This is a genomic window from Novosphingobium sp. MMS21-SN21R (genome assembly GCF_031846015.1).
GTDB lineage: Bacteria > Pseudomonadota > Alphaproteobacteria > Sphingomonadales > Sphingomonadaceae > Novosphingobium.
This window is the reverse complement of the sequence record NZ_JAVRDU010000001.1, coordinates 889,999-905,754: the sequence shown is the minus strand read 5'-3', so window position 1 is coordinate 905,754 and position 15,756 is coordinate 889,999. Positions and strand designations below refer to the sequence as shown.

At 60.4% G+C, this 15,756-nt stretch carries 17 protein-coding genes and 1 tRNA gene; 7 read left to right on the top strand and 11 right to left on the bottom strand.

What is annotated here, in order from left to right:
• Positions 1–104 precede the first annotated feature (104 nt).
• The 6 genes from RM192_RS04240 to RM192_RS04215 all read right to left on the bottom strand — a co-directional run bounded on the left by RM192_RS04240 (position 105) and on the right by RM192_RS04215 (position 5,474).
• On the bottom strand, positions 105–887 hold the full coding sequence (locus RM192_RS04240; protein WP_311506333.1) for an enoyl-CoA hydratase-related protein: 783 nt from the start codon (positions 885–887) through the stop codon (positions 105–107).
• Positions 884–1,930 (bottom strand): enoyl-CoA hydratase/isomerase family protein, encoded by a 1,047-nt coding sequence (locus RM192_RS04235; RefSeq protein WP_311506332.1) that lies wholly within the window; start codon positions 1,928–1,930, stop codon positions 884–886. Before RM192_RS04235 ends, RM192_RS04240 begins: the two co-directional genes overlap by 4 nt.
• Positions 1,927–3,069 carry an acyl-CoA dehydrogenase family protein gene (locus RM192_RS04230; RefSeq protein WP_311506331.1) on the bottom strand — a complete coding sequence of 381 codons (1,143 nt, stop codon included), beginning with the start codon at positions 3,067–3,069 and terminating at the stop codon, positions 1,927–1,929. Before RM192_RS04230 ends, RM192_RS04235 begins: the two co-directional genes overlap by 4 nt.
• Before the next feature lie 81 nt (positions 3,070–3,150).
• Complete coding sequence (locus tag RM192_RS04225) at positions 3,151–3,456, bottom strand: I78 family peptidase inhibitor (protein WP_311506330.1); 306 nt, start codon at positions 3,454–3,456, stop codon at positions 3,151–3,153.
• On the bottom strand, positions 3,456–3,959 hold the full coding sequence (locus RM192_RS04220) for a hypothetical protein (protein ID WP_311506329.1): 504 nt from the start codon (positions 3,957–3,959) through the stop codon (positions 3,456–3,458). Before RM192_RS04220 ends, RM192_RS04225 begins: the two co-directional genes overlap by 1 nt.
• Before the next feature lie 96 nt (positions 3,960–4,055).
• Entirely contained in the window at positions 4,056–5,474 is a 1,419-nt protein-coding gene (locus RM192_RS04215) for an aldehyde dehydrogenase family protein (RefSeq protein WP_311506328.1), read from the bottom strand.
• 133 nt (positions 5,475–5,607) lie between these two features.
• Here RM192_RS04215 and RM192_RS04210 point away from each other — a divergent pair, with 133 nt between their 5' ends.
• The gene (locus RM192_RS04210) at positions 5,608–6,555 is read left to right on the top strand and encodes a LysR family transcriptional regulator (RefSeq protein WP_311506327.1); all 948 of its coding nucleotides are present in this window, start codon (positions 5,608–5,610) and stop codon (positions 6,553–6,555) included.
• 57 nt (positions 6,556–6,612) lie between these two features.
• Here the strand turns inward: RM192_RS04210 and RM192_RS04205 are convergent, their stop codons facing one another.
• Positions 6,613–6,939 carry a DUF3297 family protein gene (locus RM192_RS04205; protein ID WP_311506326.1) on the bottom strand — a complete coding sequence of 109 codons (327 nt, stop codon included), beginning with the start codon at positions 6,937–6,939 and terminating at the stop codon, positions 6,613–6,615.
• Positions 6,940–7,037: 98 nt separating this feature from the next.
• Here RM192_RS04205 and RM192_RS04200 point away from each other — a divergent pair.
• Positions 7,038–7,112: transfer RNA gene (locus RM192_RS04200), tRNA-Val, on the top strand.
• Between the two features lie 122 nt (positions 7,113–7,234).
• On the opposite strand, the gene RM192_RS04195 is transcribed toward RM192_RS04200, so the two are convergent.
• Positions 7,235–8,332: a tyrosine-type recombinase/integrase gene (locus tag RM192_RS04195; RefSeq protein WP_311506325.1), complete on the bottom strand. Its 1,098-nt coding sequence runs from the start codon at positions 8,330–8,332 to the stop codon at positions 7,235–7,237.
• Positions 8,333–8,525: 193 nt separating this feature from the next.
• Positions 8,526–8,747, bottom strand: coding sequence for a hypothetical protein (locus RM192_RS04190; RefSeq protein WP_311506324.1), 222 nt, complete (start codon positions 8,745–8,747; stop codon positions 8,526–8,528).
• A gap of 115 nt (positions 8,748–8,862) precedes the next feature.
• On the opposite strand from RM192_RS04190, the gene RM192_RS04185 reads away from it, so the two are divergent.
• Together RM192_RS04185 and RM192_RS04180 are read left to right on the top strand one after the other, a co-directional pair.
• On the top strand, positions 8,863–9,255 hold the full coding sequence (locus tag RM192_RS04185; protein WP_311506323.1) for a helix-turn-helix transcriptional regulator: 393 nt from the start codon (positions 8,863–8,865) through the stop codon (positions 9,253–9,255).
• A gap of 1 nt (position 9,256) precedes the next feature.
• Entirely contained in the window at positions 9,257–9,760 is a 504-nt protein-coding gene (locus tag RM192_RS04180) for a hypothetical protein (RefSeq protein WP_311506322.1), read from the top strand.
• On the opposite strand, the gene RM192_RS04175 is transcribed toward RM192_RS04180, so the two are convergent.
• Positions 9,647–10,426: a hypothetical protein gene (locus RM192_RS04175; RefSeq protein WP_311506321.1), complete on the bottom strand. Its 780-nt coding sequence runs from the start codon at positions 10,424–10,426 to the stop codon at positions 9,647–9,649. The two genes, RM192_RS04180 and RM192_RS04175, sit on opposite strands and share 114 nt — an antisense overlap.
• Before the next feature lie 237 nt (positions 10,427–10,663).
• Here RM192_RS04175 and RM192_RS04170 point away from each other — a divergent pair, with 237 nt between their 5' ends.
• Both RM192_RS04170 and RM192_RS04165 read left to right on the top strand, forming a co-directional pair.
• Positions 10,664–10,975 carry a helix-turn-helix transcriptional regulator gene (locus RM192_RS04170; RefSeq protein WP_311506320.1) on the top strand — a complete coding sequence of 104 codons (312 nt, stop codon included), beginning with the start codon at positions 10,664–10,666 and terminating at the stop codon, positions 10,973–10,975.
• A gap of 20 nt (positions 10,976–10,995) precedes the next feature.
• A complete protein-coding gene (locus RM192_RS04165; protein ID WP_311506319.1) occupies positions 10,996–12,234 on the top strand; it encodes a type II toxin-antitoxin system HipA family toxin in 1,239 nt (412 codons plus the stop codon).
• Positions 12,235–12,238: 4 nt separating this feature from the next.
• Here the strand turns inward: RM192_RS04165 and RM192_RS04160 are convergent, their stop codons facing one another.
• Positions 12,239–13,024: a metallophosphoesterase gene (locus tag RM192_RS04160; RefSeq protein WP_311506318.1), complete on the bottom strand. Its 786-nt coding sequence runs from the start codon at positions 13,022–13,024 to the stop codon at positions 12,239–12,241.
• 450 nt (positions 13,025–13,474) lie between these two features.
• Between RM192_RS04160 and RM192_RS04155 the strand changes: the two genes are divergently transcribed.
• The gene (locus RM192_RS04155) at positions 13,475–15,730 is read left to right on the top strand and encodes a sigma-70 family RNA polymerase sigma factor (RefSeq protein WP_311506317.1); all 2,256 of its coding nucleotides are present in this window, start codon (positions 13,475–13,477) and stop codon (positions 15,728–15,730) included.
• Positions 15,731–15,756: the final 26 nt, after the last annotated feature.

The following is a 15,756-nucleotide window of genomic DNA, read 5'->3' as shown; positions in this document are numbered from 1 at the left end:
GGAAGGCCTGTTCCCGCTGGGGTAAATGCCTGGGCAAGAGCGACATGCCCTCCCCTAACCCCTCCCCCCTTCGACAAGCTAAGGAGCGGGAGGGGAACTGATTACTACTTGCCGGTCCAGACGCCGGGGCGCTTTTCGATGAAGGCTTTCATGCCCTCGGCCTTGTCTTGCGTGGCGGTGAGGATCTGGAATGCGCGACGTTCGAACAGCAGGCCCTGATCGAGCGTGGTTTCAAAGGCGGCGTTGACCATTTCCTTGTTCACCATGGCGGCCATGGGTGGCATCGCGGCAATCGCTTCGGCGCTCTTGAGCGCTTCGGCGAGAAGGTCCGCCAGCGGCACGACGCGCGAAACCAGGCCCGAACGCTCGGCTTCGGCGGCGTCCATCATGCGGCCCGACAGGCACATGTCCATTGCCTTGGCCTTGCCGACAGCGCGGGTCAGGCGCTGCGATCCGCCCATCCCTGGGGCAACGCCGAGCTTGATCTCGGGCTGCCCGAACTTGGCATTTTCCGATGCGATGATGAAATCGGCCATCATCGCCAGCTCGCAGCCGCCGCCAAGGGCAAAGCCGTTCACCGCCGCGATCCACGGCTTGCGCGTGGCCTTCACCAGATGGCTGGTCCACTTCGAGAAGAAGTCTTCGTTGAAGAAATCGGACGCCGGCTTGTCGGCCATTTCCTTGATGTCGGCACCTGCGGCAAAGGCCTTTTCGCCCGAACCGGTCAGCACGGCGCAGCGCTGCGTAGAGTCAGCCTCGAACGCGGCAAAAGCCTCGATCAACTCGGCCAGAACCTGCGAATTGAGCGCGTTCAACGACTGCGGGCGGTTGAGCGTGACGAGGGTGACGGCACCCTTCTGCTCCACGAGTATGGTTTCGTAACTCATAGCGGTTTCCATTCGTCAGCTGCGCTCAGCGGCGCAAAGATGGCATCGAGAAGATCGTCGGTGACGCCTTCGGGGGTTGCGGGCGACCACTTGGGCGCGTTGTCCTTGTCAACGATGACCGCACGGACGCCCTCGGCAAAGTCCGGCAGGGTCAGCACGCGCGCGCTGATGCGGTATTCCATCGCCATATTGGCAGCGAAATCGGGCAGAGTCAGGCTGGTGGACAGCTGCCGCAGCGCCACCTTGCAGGTCTGCGGGCTTTTGGTGGCGAGCGTCTTCAGCGTGGCTTGCGCAAAATCCGAACCGTCGGCTTCGAGCGCGGCAAGGATGTCCTCATAGCGGTTCGAGGCGAACAGACGTTCGATATCTGCGGCGTGGGCTGCGATCTTCGGTTCGGGAGGAACTGCCGACAGTTCGCGCAGGATTGTCGGGATCGCGCCTGCATCAGCAGCGATACGCGCCTTGGCTGCGGGCAAATTTTCAGCCGGAAGGTAATGCGTGGCAAGCCCTGCCCAGACGCATTCCGCGCCATCGAGCCGCGCCCCGGTGAGCGCTAGATACTGGCCCAGACGGCCCCGCAGGCGCGAGAGGAACCAGCCGCCGCCAACATCGGGAAACAGGCCGATCCCGGTTTCGGGCATGGCAAAGCGCGTGGCTTCGGTGGTGACGCGGAACGTGGCCGGACCGGACAGGCCGACGCCGCCGCCCATGGTGATCCCGTCCATGAACGCCACCACCGGCTTGCCGTAAGTCATCAGCAAGTGGTTGAGCTGGTATTCGTCATGAAAGAACTGGCGGCCCGACACACCGCCATCGGTGAGCGCCGAATTGCGCAGCAGGTTGATGTCGCCGCCTGCACAAAAGCCGCGACCTTCTGCATGATCGATCAGCACCGCGCCGACCGCCGGATCATTGCGCCATTCAAGCATGGCTGCGGTCATCGCGTAGACCATGTCGAAAGTCAGCGCATGGATCGCCTTGGGACGATTTAGCGAGAGAATGCCCGCCGCGCCATCACGCTTTACAAGAAGGTCTTCGCTCACTTCAGCAGGTCCCTTCCGATGATCATGCTCATTACCTCGTTGGTGCCTTCGAGGATGCGGTGGACGCGCAAGTCGCGCCAGAAGCGCTCGATCGGGTAATCGCGCAAGTAACCGTAGCCGCCGAACATCTGCAGCGCGCGGTCGACGATGGACGAACCATTGTCGGTCGCCAGCTTCTTGGCCATGGCCGAGAACCGCGTCTTGTCGTGGGCGCCCGAGGTGACCTTGGCCGCAGCAAGATAGAGCAGCGCGCGCGCGGCTTCGAGATCGGTCGCCATGTCGGCAAGCTGGAACTGGGTGTTCTGGAATTCGGCAATCGCCTTGCCGAACTGGCGGCGATCCTTGACGTAGCCAACTGCCTCATCGAGGCAGCGCTGTGCGCCGCCGAGCGAACAGGCGCCGATGTTGAGGCGCCCGCCATCGAGGCCGGCCATGGCGAATTTGAAGCCGTCGCCTTCTGCGCCAACGCGATTGGCCACTGGCACGCGCACGTTGTCGAAGATGACTTGCGCGGTCGGCGAGGCGTTCCAGCCGAGCTTGCGTTCGGGCGCACCGAAGCTGACGCCGGGCATGTCCTTTTCGATCACGAGGCACGAAATGCCCTTCGCGCCATCTTCGCTGGTACGGACCATGGTGACGTAGATGTCGTTCACCCCGCCGCCCGAGATGAACTGCTTGGTGCCGTTGACCACGTAGTGATCACCATCAAGCCGTGCCATCGTCTTGAGCGCAGCCGCGTCCGATCCCGAGCCCGGCTCGGTCAGGCAGTAGCTGGCCATCTGGTCCATCGTGACGAGGCCGGGCAGGTAACGCGCCTTGATCTCGTCATCGCCGAAGGTATCGATCATCCATGCGGCCATGTTGTGGATCGAAATGAACGCGCTGGTAGCCGGGCAGCCATAGGCCATGGCTTCCATCATCAGCGCGGCTTCGAGGCGGCCTAGGCCGATTCCGCCTGATTCCTCGCTGACATAGATCGCGGCAAAACCGAGTTCCGCCGCCGCCTTGACCGTATCGCGCGGAAAGACGTGATCCTCGTCCCACTGCGCAGCAAACGGCGTGATCGCGTCGGCAGTAAAGCGGCGCGCCATGTCCTGGATGGCAATCTGGTCTTCGGTCAGCGCGAACTGGTCGTTCATTTTCTCATCCCGTCAAACGGCTTAATCGTGCTCTTAAAGCTGCAGGCAGCGGGTATTCGCCGCTGCCTGCGATGTCCAGTATCACCCGCAGGAAATGCGGACGATGGTATATGTGTCGTCATAGCCGACCGTCAGCCGGTCGGCGCGATAATCCATGGTCACCGCACTGCGCGGCGGCACCCAACGCAACTGGCGCGCGCCGGTACGGCGCAGCAGTTCCGCGCCGACCTCTGCCGTGGCCTTCCGACCGATCATGTCTTGCGCTGCTTCGGCCTTGCATTCGCCTGCGGGCATGGCGGGCATATCCTCAGGCGAGGGCGTGGTGGCCGCGCTGCAGCCTGCGAGGGAGAGCGACGCGGCAGTCACCGACAGGAGCATATTGCGCATCACCGGCCAGCCTCTTCGCAGCGGCTGTAGCGGCGCGGGCCTTGCGGGGCGTCTTCGCCGAACTCTGTCAGGATCAAAGTCTTGCCGCCATCGGCCAGTTCGAACTTCGCATCGCGTTGCCACGCCATGCCCTCGCCTTCATAATCGAAGGTAGCGCTCAGGCTCGCTCGATCGATGTTCTTGACCTTGCCGATTTCAGCAACAGATTCAAAGAACTTTACCGAGCCTTGGCCCACCGTCATGGCGCCCTTGTCGTCGCCGCGCGCCGGGTTGCAATCGGCTGCGGTCATGCCCCACTTGCCGCGCATGACCGCAGGGAAGACGCCATCCTGTCCCTGCGCGCTGGCGGAGGCGCCGGGCGCTACCGGCGGGGCGAAAGCTTCGGATTCGCTGACCACCGGCGCCAGGCTGGGCGTTGCAGCTCCGGTAGGCTCGGGCGCAGGGTCCGAACACGCAGCCAGCGCCAAAGGCGCGGCGAGGAGGGAAAAGTAGAAAAGCTTCATCGGGAAAACTCCGGAGCTGTTGGCAGATGACCTGCCAACGCGCACCGGAGCATTCCTTTCCAACGGGGACTGCAGGTCAGCTCCCATGGCTTGTCGTCAGGCGAGCTTTGCGATGACGTCGCCGAACAGTTCCTCGTCGCTTGGCAGGACCTTGGCCTGTGCCAGCGGCTTGGACACCCAGGTCTCGTTGATGAGGTCGCGCCAGGTGATGTTGTTGTTGGTGCCATTGCCGCCCCAGCTTCCGCAGCCGAGCGAGAAGGTCTGGCGCATGCCGTTCCACAGATTGCCGCTGTTCGAGGCCGACTGCGGCTGGTTGACCATGACACGGCTGGTGCGCGTGCCGTTCGCCAGCTTCATGATGTTGGCGTCTGACTGCGAATAGATGCCGCAGCTGTGACCTTGGCCCTGATAGGCCTGGATCAGGTTGGTAAGCGCAATCGCCTCGTCGATGTCCTTGGCACGGTAGAGCGCCATCGTGACGGTCATCTTCTCGCCCGAGAACGGATAGTCTGGACCGGCGCCGGTTTCAGGCACGATGAAGAAGATCTTGCCTTCGGGCAGACCGAACCCGGCCATGCCGGCGATCTTTTCGGCGGGCTGCGCCACGGCGTTGGCATTGATGTGGCCATCGACCCAGATCACGTTCTGCAAAAGCGCCTTTTCTTCAGGCGAGACGATGTAGCCGCCCTGATGCTGCAGCTTGACCAGCATCTCGTCATAGATCGCATCGAGCAGGATGACGCTATTGTCCGACGAGCACGAGGCGGCCAGATCGAGCGTCTTGGAAATGCGGATCTTTTCGGCGGCATCATCGAGGTCGGCGGTATCGTCGACGGTGATCACCGCGTTGCCAACGCCCACGCCGAGCGCCGGGGTGCCCGAAGAATAAGCCGCCTTGACCATCGGCGTGCCGCCGGTGGCCAGAACGCGGTCGCACTGGCGCATCAGTTCGTTGGTCTTCTCGACCGACGGAATGTCGATGCTGAGCACGAGATCGGCAGGCGCGCCCATCTTGACAATGGCTTCGCGCATCAGGTCGCAGATCATCTTGTTGGTCAGCTTGGCGCGCGGGTGCGGCGCGACGATGATCGAGTTGCGACCCTTCACCGCCGAGATAGCCTTGATCACCGGGGTCGCTTCGGGATTGGTCGAAGGCGAAAGTGCGCCGATCACGCCAACGGGCTTTGCGATCTTGACGATGTTGCGGACAGGATCTTCCTCCAGCACGCCCACCGACTTGTCATTGATGATGTCGTAAAGCGTCGCGCGGGTCTTGCGGAAGATCTTGAGATACTTGCCATCGTAATTGCCGAGCTGGGTTTCATCGACGGTGTGCTGGGCGATCTTCTCGGCCACGTCCTCACGCGCGACGGACCAGACCATAGCGCGGATCAGGGCATCGACCTGCTCTTGCGTGTAGTTCGCGATTTCGGCCTGCGCCGCGCGCGAGCGGGCGACCAGCGCTGCGATTTCAGCAGCTTCGGGAGACAGTTCGATTGCTTGGGCGACGGCCATGATAGATCCTCGGCTTTCAGGACGGGGCTCCCGCACCACATGGGTGGCGGGTTTGGCAGCCCAGATCCCCTCGTTAAAAATTATCGCGCTTGCCTGCACCCACTCACGTTTGCAGGCAAGGCCACTTCATGCAATGCTTACCTGCAAAAATGCAGGCAACTGGGCGTGGCCGGAGGAAGACAGCGCGATGGCAATCAACTGGAACGACCTTCAGGACTTTCTGCTCATTGCCCGCGCGGGCCAACTGGCGCGTGCAGCGGCGCAATCGGGGGTTGACGCCACCACGATGGGCCGCCGGTTGCGCAGGCTCGAGGTCCGGCTTGGCACCACGCTGTTCGAGCAGACGCGGCAGGGGCAGATCCTGACCGAGGCGGGCGAACGCATGCTCGAGGAAGTCGAGGCGATGGAACACGCGGCGCGCCGCATTTCGGAAAACACCGAATCCGGCCTCGGTGCAGGTGGTCTGCTGCGCGTCAGCCTTTCGGAAGGGTTCGGGACATGGCTGGTCGCCGCGCATTTGCGCAGCTTCACCGAACAGCACCCCCGCCTGATGTTCGATCTGGTCGCCTCGAGCGGATTTCTCAGCCCGTCAAAGCGCGAAGCCGATCTGGCGGTGACGCTGTCGCGCCCGCGCGCAGGCCCGGTGATCGCGGGCAAGCTATCGGACTATGCGCTGCGCCTCTATGCATCGCGCGACTATCTCGACCGGCACGGGGTCCCCGGCGAACCCGCCGACCTTTCCGCAGGTCACCCGCTGGTCGGCTATATTCCCGATCTGCTCTATGCGCCAGAACTGCGCTATCTTGCCGAAATCGAACCGAATCTTTCGGCCACCGTGCGCTCGTCATCGATCAATGCGCAGCACCGCATGATTGCCGCAGGCGCCGGCATAGGCGTGCTGCCCTGCTTTATCGGTGATTCGGACACGACGCTGATGCCGGTCCTGCCAGACCGGCGGATCACCCGCTCGTTCTGGCTGGTGACACACAAGGATACCCACAACCTCGCCCGCGTGCGCGCGTTCAAGGAATGGTTGACCGCTCTGGTAGCGCAGGAACGCGGGCGGCTGCTGCCAAGGTAGAGCAAATCGCAGCAGCGTCCCCGCGCAGGCGCGCAATCTGACTTCTCCGAGCGAAGTTCAGAGCTTTGCGACGGGCGCGTCTTCGCCCAGATCCTCGAACCATGCTTCGACCGGTCCGCTCAGCTTGATCGTCAAGGGATTGCCCTTGCGGTCCATGCTCTTGCCCGCCTGAACGCGCACCCAGCCTTCGGAAATGCAATATTCCTCGACATTGGTGCGCACGACATCCTTGAAGCGGATGCCGATGCCGCGGCGCAGCTTGGCCTCGTCAAAGAACGGGCTGCGCGGCTGGATCGCGAGCCGGTCCGGCGGCACGTCGGGGCCGCTGGCAGCTGCCTCAGTGGTGACAGGATCGGTTTCGGGCTGGTTGGTTTCGTCGGTCATGGATCGCGCAAATATCTTGATCGACCCACTTGTCAATGAAGCCGCGCCGTCGTAGAGGCGCGCCCCTGTCCAGCGGGCCCTTTGCCGCCCGCCGCGACGGGCGCGTAGCTCAGTGGTAGAGCACACCCTTCACACGGGTGGGGTCGCAGGTTCAATCCCTGCCGCGCCCACCATAAATACCCTTGAAATAAAGGGAATTTATGGATGGACCCACTTCCATTCCGCAGGACTTCACCCCGTTTTTCGACGAAAATGGGATCGATTCGACCCTCGCTCGTACAAATCCCGTACACTCTCAGGGCTCCTTTCCGAGCTGAAGACCGGTGTTGGTCTCGGCCTTGTGCAGTCCGCGCAGCATGGCCTTGTTGATCTTGCCTTGGGCGTCCTCCGCGTGGGTGTAGGTGTTGCGCATCAGGTTGAGGTCCGACCACCCGCCGAACGCCCCGGCCGCCTTTTCGTCGACCCGCTGACGCACATTCATTTCCTGACCGAAACCGTGCCGCCCTGCCGAGTGGAACGGAATGCGCTCAATTCCGGCATCGTCGCAGGCCTTGTCCCAGAGTTTCCTCGGACCACCACGACCGGCATAGCCGAACAGCCGCAGATTATCAGGCTTGCGCGGCCAATCACGTGGATAGACCTCTGGCAGTGCCGTGAGTTCGGCCATGACGACGTCGGGCACACGCAGCCACCGGTCGTCATGACCCTTCGCGCCAGGGATGCAAATCATGCCCTTGGCCTTGTTGATGTGTTTGCGGGGATGCATCGAAGTTGCCTGGGTAATGCGAGCGCCACTTATGAACATCAGGAGCGCCAGGGCACCCAATCGCGGCGGAGCTTTCTGGCGAAATTTCAGCAGCCACTCCCAGTTGCCCGGAGGGTATTTCTTCCGCCCAGTGCTCTTGCGCTTCCTATCCTGCGCGACCTTTTCCTTCTGAGTGTAGCCCCTCACCCGGAAGGCGATCCCGCTTTCGCTATCGTTGATGTTGTTGATCACGGCCCGGACCGGAGACACGACCTGACGGGTCCAAGTGTCAGTGGAACAAACCGGGTAAAGCTCCGGTCCCAGCTCGCGGACCAGTTTCGGACTGATATCCCGGATCGGCGTCGAGCCTAACTTCTCGGTAATCGGGACGAGATATGCCGCCTCTTTGGGTTTGGCGTCGTACTGGAGAACGGCGTCTGCGAAGGTGATGAGCTTTTCTTCCGGATCCTCACCTAGCAGGTGGATGCGGATGACTCTCTGCTCTTCCTTCCGGCACCAGTCCCAAGCGCCCGCTTCCTCAGATGTGCGAGTGCTGTTTCGGTAGTAAGTGGTGATCGGCGCGCCATTGTATTCGACCCGGCCCCGGACGTGCCAGACCGCGCCGCGGAGATAAGGTTCGAGGGGCATTTCTTCTGGCTTTCGATAATGTAATCGAGTTGCTCCGGAGTGATGAGCATGACCCGACCGACCTTGTGGCAAGCTCCCCAGCGGTTTGCCAATTCGCGCAGTGTCCGCGGCGAGAGGATGATCCCTTTCTCGGCAAGCAGGTCGACCCATGCTTCAGGCGTTCGCGCACGATCCAATATGGGCGTCAGGGCGGTCACAGCAGGGCCCCTTGCTTTTGGTCTGGGTATTGACCGCGCCCTTGGCGCTCCGGTTCGATCATGTTGGCGCTGAGGAATTCGTCGACTGCGTTCTCCGGCAACAGCAACAGGCCATCGAGTTTGATGTGCCGCAGTTTGCGCGAAGCAATCAGCCTTCGAATGCGCCCTTCCGGCCATCCGGAGTGCTGGGCCATTTCTCGTGGGCTCAGGAGCTTCATGAAAGCCATTCTCCTGTTTCGAATCGCCAGATCCTGCTATTGATCGGCATCGTACGCTTCACATTAACTACATATGTTATCGTAAATGGCGATATTGAAATAACCGGAGAACCTGATGACATTGGGACAAAGGATCATCCAGCTGCGGAAGGCGGCTGATCTGAGCCAGGCCCAATTGGCCAAGAAGCTTGGAATCTCTCAGCCGGCGCTAGCCAACTACGAGCGCGACGCGCGGGATCCGCCGGCAGCAGTTCTCCAGGGCTTGTGCACAGCGTGCAACGCAAACCCGATGTGGCTGCTGGTCGGAATCGGCAACATGCATCTTCAGGACATGGGAGAGCAATTCGCCAAGTCGGTGGCGACCGCCTGGGCCTATCTTTCTGAAAATCCCGAAGGCGTGGACCCGTCCAAACTGGTCAAGCTCAGCAATGCACTCTTCCAGTATTACATGGAACATGGGAGTATGAGCGAGTCCTTCAAGGCATCCTTGCTCGAGGCTGTGGCGTGACATGAACGATAACGAGCCGCTCCCCCTTGTTGACGCGCAGATGTTGGCTGCCCTCAAGGCGGTGCGACCCGACGTCGAAGAACTGAAAGTCGAGCGCAATCGCCTCGACCGGGAACTCAAAGCTGCGAAAGTCCGAGAGCGCAAAGCCGTCCACGAAGCTGCACAGCGTCAAGTTCGGGAAAGCTCCTTGAGCAGCGAGATTGCCGTCGTTGCAGATCACGCCGAGCAATTACGCGGAGAAGTGGCCCGTTACGAGCCGCTGCCGGACCACATCTGGAAATTGAAAATCGGAGCCATTGCGGTGCTCGCGGTTGCGGCCGCTTCGCTTGCCTATGCCTTGTTCAACTGGCGCTCGGTCGACTGGATCTTGGTCGTCGCGCTCCTCGCAGGCCTAATCGTAGCCGGGCGCGCGGTCTTGGCCGTCGAAAAGACGGAACTCGAATTCGGCAGATGGCAGTTCTCCCGGAAACTCGGGTACGTTTTCAAACCCATCAGGCGCCGGTGAGTCTGCTTCATCGGCTACTGCGTAGCGATTGATCCCGCCGCAGACGGGGCACTGCCTTGCCTTGGCGCGGATCCCCATCAGCGTTATCCGGTCACCGAACCAGGGAATGAGGTCTACCGGCGAAATTGTCCGGGTGAAGCAACCTCGACGGCAGGCGATTTGCAGAACGAGCCCGGCGGCATAGGCCTCGGGCAACGACATGGTCAGCAACCGGACACGCTGCATCCGGCCAACACTCGAAGCGGTGAGGATGCGCGATTGCTCGGGCAGGTAATTGAGCAGGTCCGCGCCCGATCGCAGCAGACGCTGCGCCCACACAGCCTCCGCGCGAATGCTGTCAGCTCGGGTCCTATGAACCTCGAGAATGCGGAAGATCGGCAAAGCGCCAATGCGGATGAGCTGGCCCATCCGACGATACAGCGCATTGGACGCAGCCGTTGGCGCGAGAGCGTGTCGCAAGTGCTCCTGGATGCGCGGAACGATCCGAGCCGTCTGACCGATATAGATCGGCACCCCCGGCAATATCTCATCGCGATCGGAAAACGTGGGGTCGATTATGACGTAGTTCGCATAGGCGGCAGTCGGTACCAACGCCCCGGCCTCGTGGGCCACGGCTTTGAACTTGGCATGCAATCCGTCGGAAATCTTCGGCGGTTTTCTGGGCATTTGATGGTTCCTTCTCGAGTTTCCAAACTCGACCGAACCATCGCCCCCTCTACTCCAATGCGTTTCAGGACCGTCGGCGCATCTTTAGCCGGCCCGCTCAAGGCCGTTCAAGTGTCCGAAATTTGCATACGTTTTTCGGACAAATGTTGAGGCATTTCGCAGTATGATCAATCATACAGACGGCCAAATATGGCCCATTAATTTGACAAACCCAGATTCATAGGCCACATATGGCCTATGATTTTGACGCTCCAGGATCACATGCAGGGCCTCGGGCAAAGGATCAAGGCTCGCCGTCTTGCCCTCGACCTTACTCAGCAAGCTGCATCGGCCAAAGCAGGTGTGGCTCATCGGACGTGGCGACGTATGGAAGCCGAGGGAAAGGCATCAATCGAAGACCTGGTGCGTGCCGCCATTGTGCTAAGATGCGATGAGGGCGTTGCGGACTTATTCCCCGAGATGGCAGCCAGCAGCATGGATGCGCTGCTCGCCCAACAACGCAAGGCAATCAAATCGCCGCGACAGCGCGCTGGAGGAAAAAGGCCGTGAAGCTAGCTCCAGGTACCCCATTGGCGATCGGTCTGCTCACGGATGAAAGAGCACCTTCTAGGGCGATTGGCAGGCTGGCGATGGCGGGCGGGCTTGCACAGCTCGAATGGTCGGCCGAAGTCATCGCTGAGAGCCTCGCAGTCTCCCCATTGCGTTACCCGCCGGAACCCGGCCTGCATGCAGCGAGCAGCCGCACCTTCGAAGGACTGCACGGATTTCTGTCGGACTGCCTGCCGGACGCATGGGGCATGCTGCTTCTGAAGCGCAGGCTGCAGAGTCTCGGACATCGATTTGAGGATCTGAATGCGGTCGACAGGCTGGCCCTGGTTGGCTTGAGAGGCAGAGGAGCCCTGGTTTTTCAGCCTGAAACCATGGCTGAGGATATCGCGGACAGTATCGATCTCGACCGCCTGTCCGATGAATCCCGCCACCTGCTTGCCGGTGAAGAATCGGAACTCGATGCCCTGCTCTTGCGCTTGGGCGGTGGATCCGGCGGCGCGCGCCCGAAGGTCCATGTCGCCATTGCTGATGACGGCAGCTTGCGTGCCGGCGACGAACTGGCGGCTGATGGCGGCCCGCGCGCTGCAGAGCAATGGATCGTCAAGTTTGCAGCGATCAATGACCCGGTCGATATCGGGCCTCTCGAAGAAGCCTATGCCCGCATGGCCCGAGCTGCTCAGATCGACATGGCCGAGACAAAGCTCATTCCATCGACGACTGGGCCGGGGCACTTTGCAACCCGCCGCTTCGATCGACCGGCCCCAGGCAAGCGGGTCCACATGGTGAGTCTGGGCGGCGCACTCGAAGCATCGTCCCATATGCCTAGTGTCGATTACGACGGCTTCCTCAGGGCAACCTTGGCCATCACCCGGAGCATGGCAGACGTTGAGCAGGCATTTCGTCGCATGGTGTTCAACGTACTTGCGCGAAACCGCGACGATCACGTCCGTCAGCACGCCTACCTGATGGATGATCGCGGCAACTGGCGCCTCGCCCCGGCATTTGACCTGACATATTCCAACGGCCCCGGCGGCGAGCACTATTTGGCGGTCCAGGGCGAAGGCCGAACGATCATGCGCGCGCACATCGAAAAACTAGGAAGAAGCCACGGCTTTTCGGAGAAAGCCGTCGCGGCAATTACCGACGATGTCCGCTCTGCATTGGCCGACTGGCCGGTTCATGCGCGTGAAACCGGCGTCACAGCATCGCTTCCTATCGTTTCTGAAGGCCTGGCTTCCATCGCCGAGCACTTCGACTGAACGATCAGATTTCGACCACTAGCTCAGGCTGGAAGTTGTCGTTTTCTATCGTGCCGCTCCGCGACTGAGGACCATACCCCTTCGGGTTGCAAACGACGCGCGTGCCCCCCGCCATGTAGTCGCAGCTCGTGTGCGTATGACCGTGCACCCAAAGCGCAGCCCCCGAGTTTTCCACGAGGTGAGACAGGTCACTACAGAACGCCGGCGTCACCGGATCATCCGCATATTGCTCGTGGACAGAACGGGGATGCGGAAGGTGATGGGTCACGACGATGGTTTTGCCGTCAAACTGCTCGCGAAGCGCCTCCTCAAGCCAGAAGCGCGACTCCATGTGCCACCTCAGCGTCTGTTCGGGCGACAGAGGCTGTCGCAAGTCAGTTGGAAAAATGACCCTGAAGTCGTTCATCCATCTGCCGGCATTTCGCATTCCCAGGCGTCCGTTCCCGAAAATTTCGAAATCGGTCCAAAGCGTGCTGCCGAGGAAACGAATGCCGTCGATGATGACTGTGGCATCCTGAAGCAGATGAACGCCAAGCTCCGCAGCCAACTCCTGCGCCCGCAGCGTCTCGTCCTGAGCCGTAAAGCGCTGCCGATAGGCGTACCACTCGTGATTTCCCGGAACATAGATCACCGGGCGGCCGCCGGACCGTTCTGCAAGCCAGCGAATGCCAGCGCTCAGCGGATCGTGGATGTCACCCGCAGCGATGAGAACATCGTAGTCAGGCTGCGGATCGGGCAGATCCCAGTGACTTTGTTCAATATGAAGGTCTGAGAGGATCCAAGCACGCATAATGGTACGTCTAATGGCCAGTTAAGGATTGCACCAATCCAAAGTCGGTGATCGACGCAGCTTTTGCCTTGCGCAGGAGCACTTGCGGAGTTTGCTGGCCTTATTCGCCGCAAAACCTGCGGAGATTGACCGCCAAGCCAGCGCACTCAAGTAACCCGGCCCAAAATCACGACATTGCTTTCTCGTGGAGAAAATTTTGCTGCATTAACTGATGAATTGCCCATTATGCCTATCGATCTTCACGATCCGAGACAGGGGGCAATTGAAATTCCGCATGGAACATAGACAGGCTCCCCGTATTCCGGACCAAGTGCAAGCTACCCGCCTTGTGCAGGCTTCATGACAACGGGAACTACGCGCCCTCCGGAATTGATGACGGAGGAGGAGCGAGCGTTCCACGCTTGCCGCGATCCTAAGGCACTTGCGGCAACAGACCACGCTGGGCGAACCTTGCTCCATATTGCCGCCCAAAGCGGGAAGGCAGCAATTTGCCGCATGTATCTAAATGCCGGGATCGATCCATCTGCGTTGGACAACGCCGGACGCACCTCAGCAGAGTTGGCGAAGCTTGCCGGCTACTCGTCACTCTCCCGATCGCTGGAAAATGCCATTGCGGATAACGGGACAGCGCCCAGCCCAATTTCGGGCGATGAAAGCGGGCGCCCACTTGATGTCCGTGAACAGAGGGCGCTGATAGCAGGCGATGTCAGCATCCTCGACGGATTGATTGCTGCCAAACGTTTGAACGCGCGGAACGTGAAGGGAGATGCATCACTGCACCTGGCTGCGGCAGGAGGTCACCTGCTTCTCTGCAACCGACTGTTTGATGCGGGTGCTGACGCGACAATCCGAAACAACAACGGGCAAACACCTGCCGACATGGCATCAGAGGCGGGCCATCACCAACTGGCAGACTTGCTTCGGACCTTGAATCGCGGGCGCCCAACACCGGCAGTCGAACCAGTCCAACCTGTTGCCCGCACAGTCGATGACTCTGCAGATGCACCCACGCATGGGCTGGAGGACGCCCTTGGCGATCTGCAGTTCGATACCGAAGAGGACCCTGCAGCGTTCCACGCCCGCCAAGGCATCGCCGCAGCTGCCGCAACTTTTGTCGCAATTCCGGCCAGCTCAGGGTTTCGAGCCGGGGACGCGGCCGACGACGGAGACTGGGAACTTCCCAACAGTCTCGTGAAGGTTCGGGCCCCGGGCACTAGGGCTGCCAGAGGCCATGACGACGTTGCAGCCGGCAATATCTATACGCCTGATTTTTCGTCAGCGAATGGTCGTTCAAGTCGGCGACCTCGGAAACTCCGGAATACCCGTTTTTCGATCAGCGAGATTGCGTGTCGGAAATGGGTTCGAGATGCACTCAACGCAGAAGAAGTAGATGACCAAGCCTTGCGAGATCTGATTGCCGAGTGCCACGGCAACCATTCACCGGATGACCTTGCCGTGAATTTGCACAAGGTCCTTGCTTCTGCTGGTGTTCAAACCGAGGAATCGACCAAGCCATTCCTGCAGTTGCCTTCGCCGACTACCGTCGTCATCGACGAGGATGATCTGGTAGAGGCAATCACGGCCGCTTGTACAAGGAACTTGGTCGTTCCCGGCTCGCAAGCCTTCAGCGTCGACCGTGCGACTGAAGACCGTATGGTTCGGGAGATTTCCAACGCCAGGCATGAATTGCTTAACGCGGTCCTCGATCATCCGGAGCTGCTGGGTGCGATCGTTCGGCAGGGGCAGAAGGTGCTGGAAGGCGAGGTAGCAGTCGATGCATTTACCGATCTTGAGATCGAGATAGGCGACGAAGACGATCTTGACCCAGAATTCATCGAAAATCTGACCACATTGCGGGAAGCACAGGAGACCGGTGTCGCGGTTGGCGGCCGAGCACGGAGAAACGCACTCGAAGCGCTCGACGAATTGGAACTGACCAGATCCTGCTTGATTAGCCTCGCAGAAAGCGTCGGAGAAACGACTGGAATTACGATTGGCCAACTTCTCTCTGCCTGTGATCGCTCAACCGAGGCTTTTCTTGTTGCCCACCTCCCCTTTGCAAGGCGCGAAACCGCCAAGATGGTGTCGCCTGACGAAGACCCGGAAGAACTGTTTCAGGAAGCATACTTCGCAATCAGGCGCGCAGCCGAGAGGTTCGATCCTGACCGTGGGGTTCGCTTCTATGTCTACGCGCTCTTCTGGATCCGGCAGCAGATTGGTCGATGGCGTGCCAACAATATGTCGATGATCCGAGTCCCCGTGCATCGGCACGAACTTAGCGCCAAGATCGACGCCTTCAGGGAAGAGTTCTCGGACAATTTCCATCGCGACCCCACCTATGGCGAAATATCAAAACACCTTGAGTGTGACGTAAAAGCAATAAAGTCGGTTGAACTTGCCTTGTCGAAGCCGCTTGAATTCGATCAAGCGATGTCAAAATTCCCCGACAGAGCAGATTCACCCGAGGAGACGGCAAGACGACACCAGTCAGAAAGACTAATCAGGCAAGAAATGGAGGAGCTCGATGAACGTCAGAATGAGATTCTCCGGATGAGGTTTGGCATTGGCCGTGACGATGACATGACTTTGGAAGAGATTGGGCAAATCTACGGTGTAACCCGGGAGAGAATCCGCCAGATCGAAGCCAAAGCTCTGAAAAAGCTGGGGCATCCCGGGCGCGCACGCTTTCTTCGGGATCTGCTGTAATGAGCGTCCCGAGGAACGTACCACCC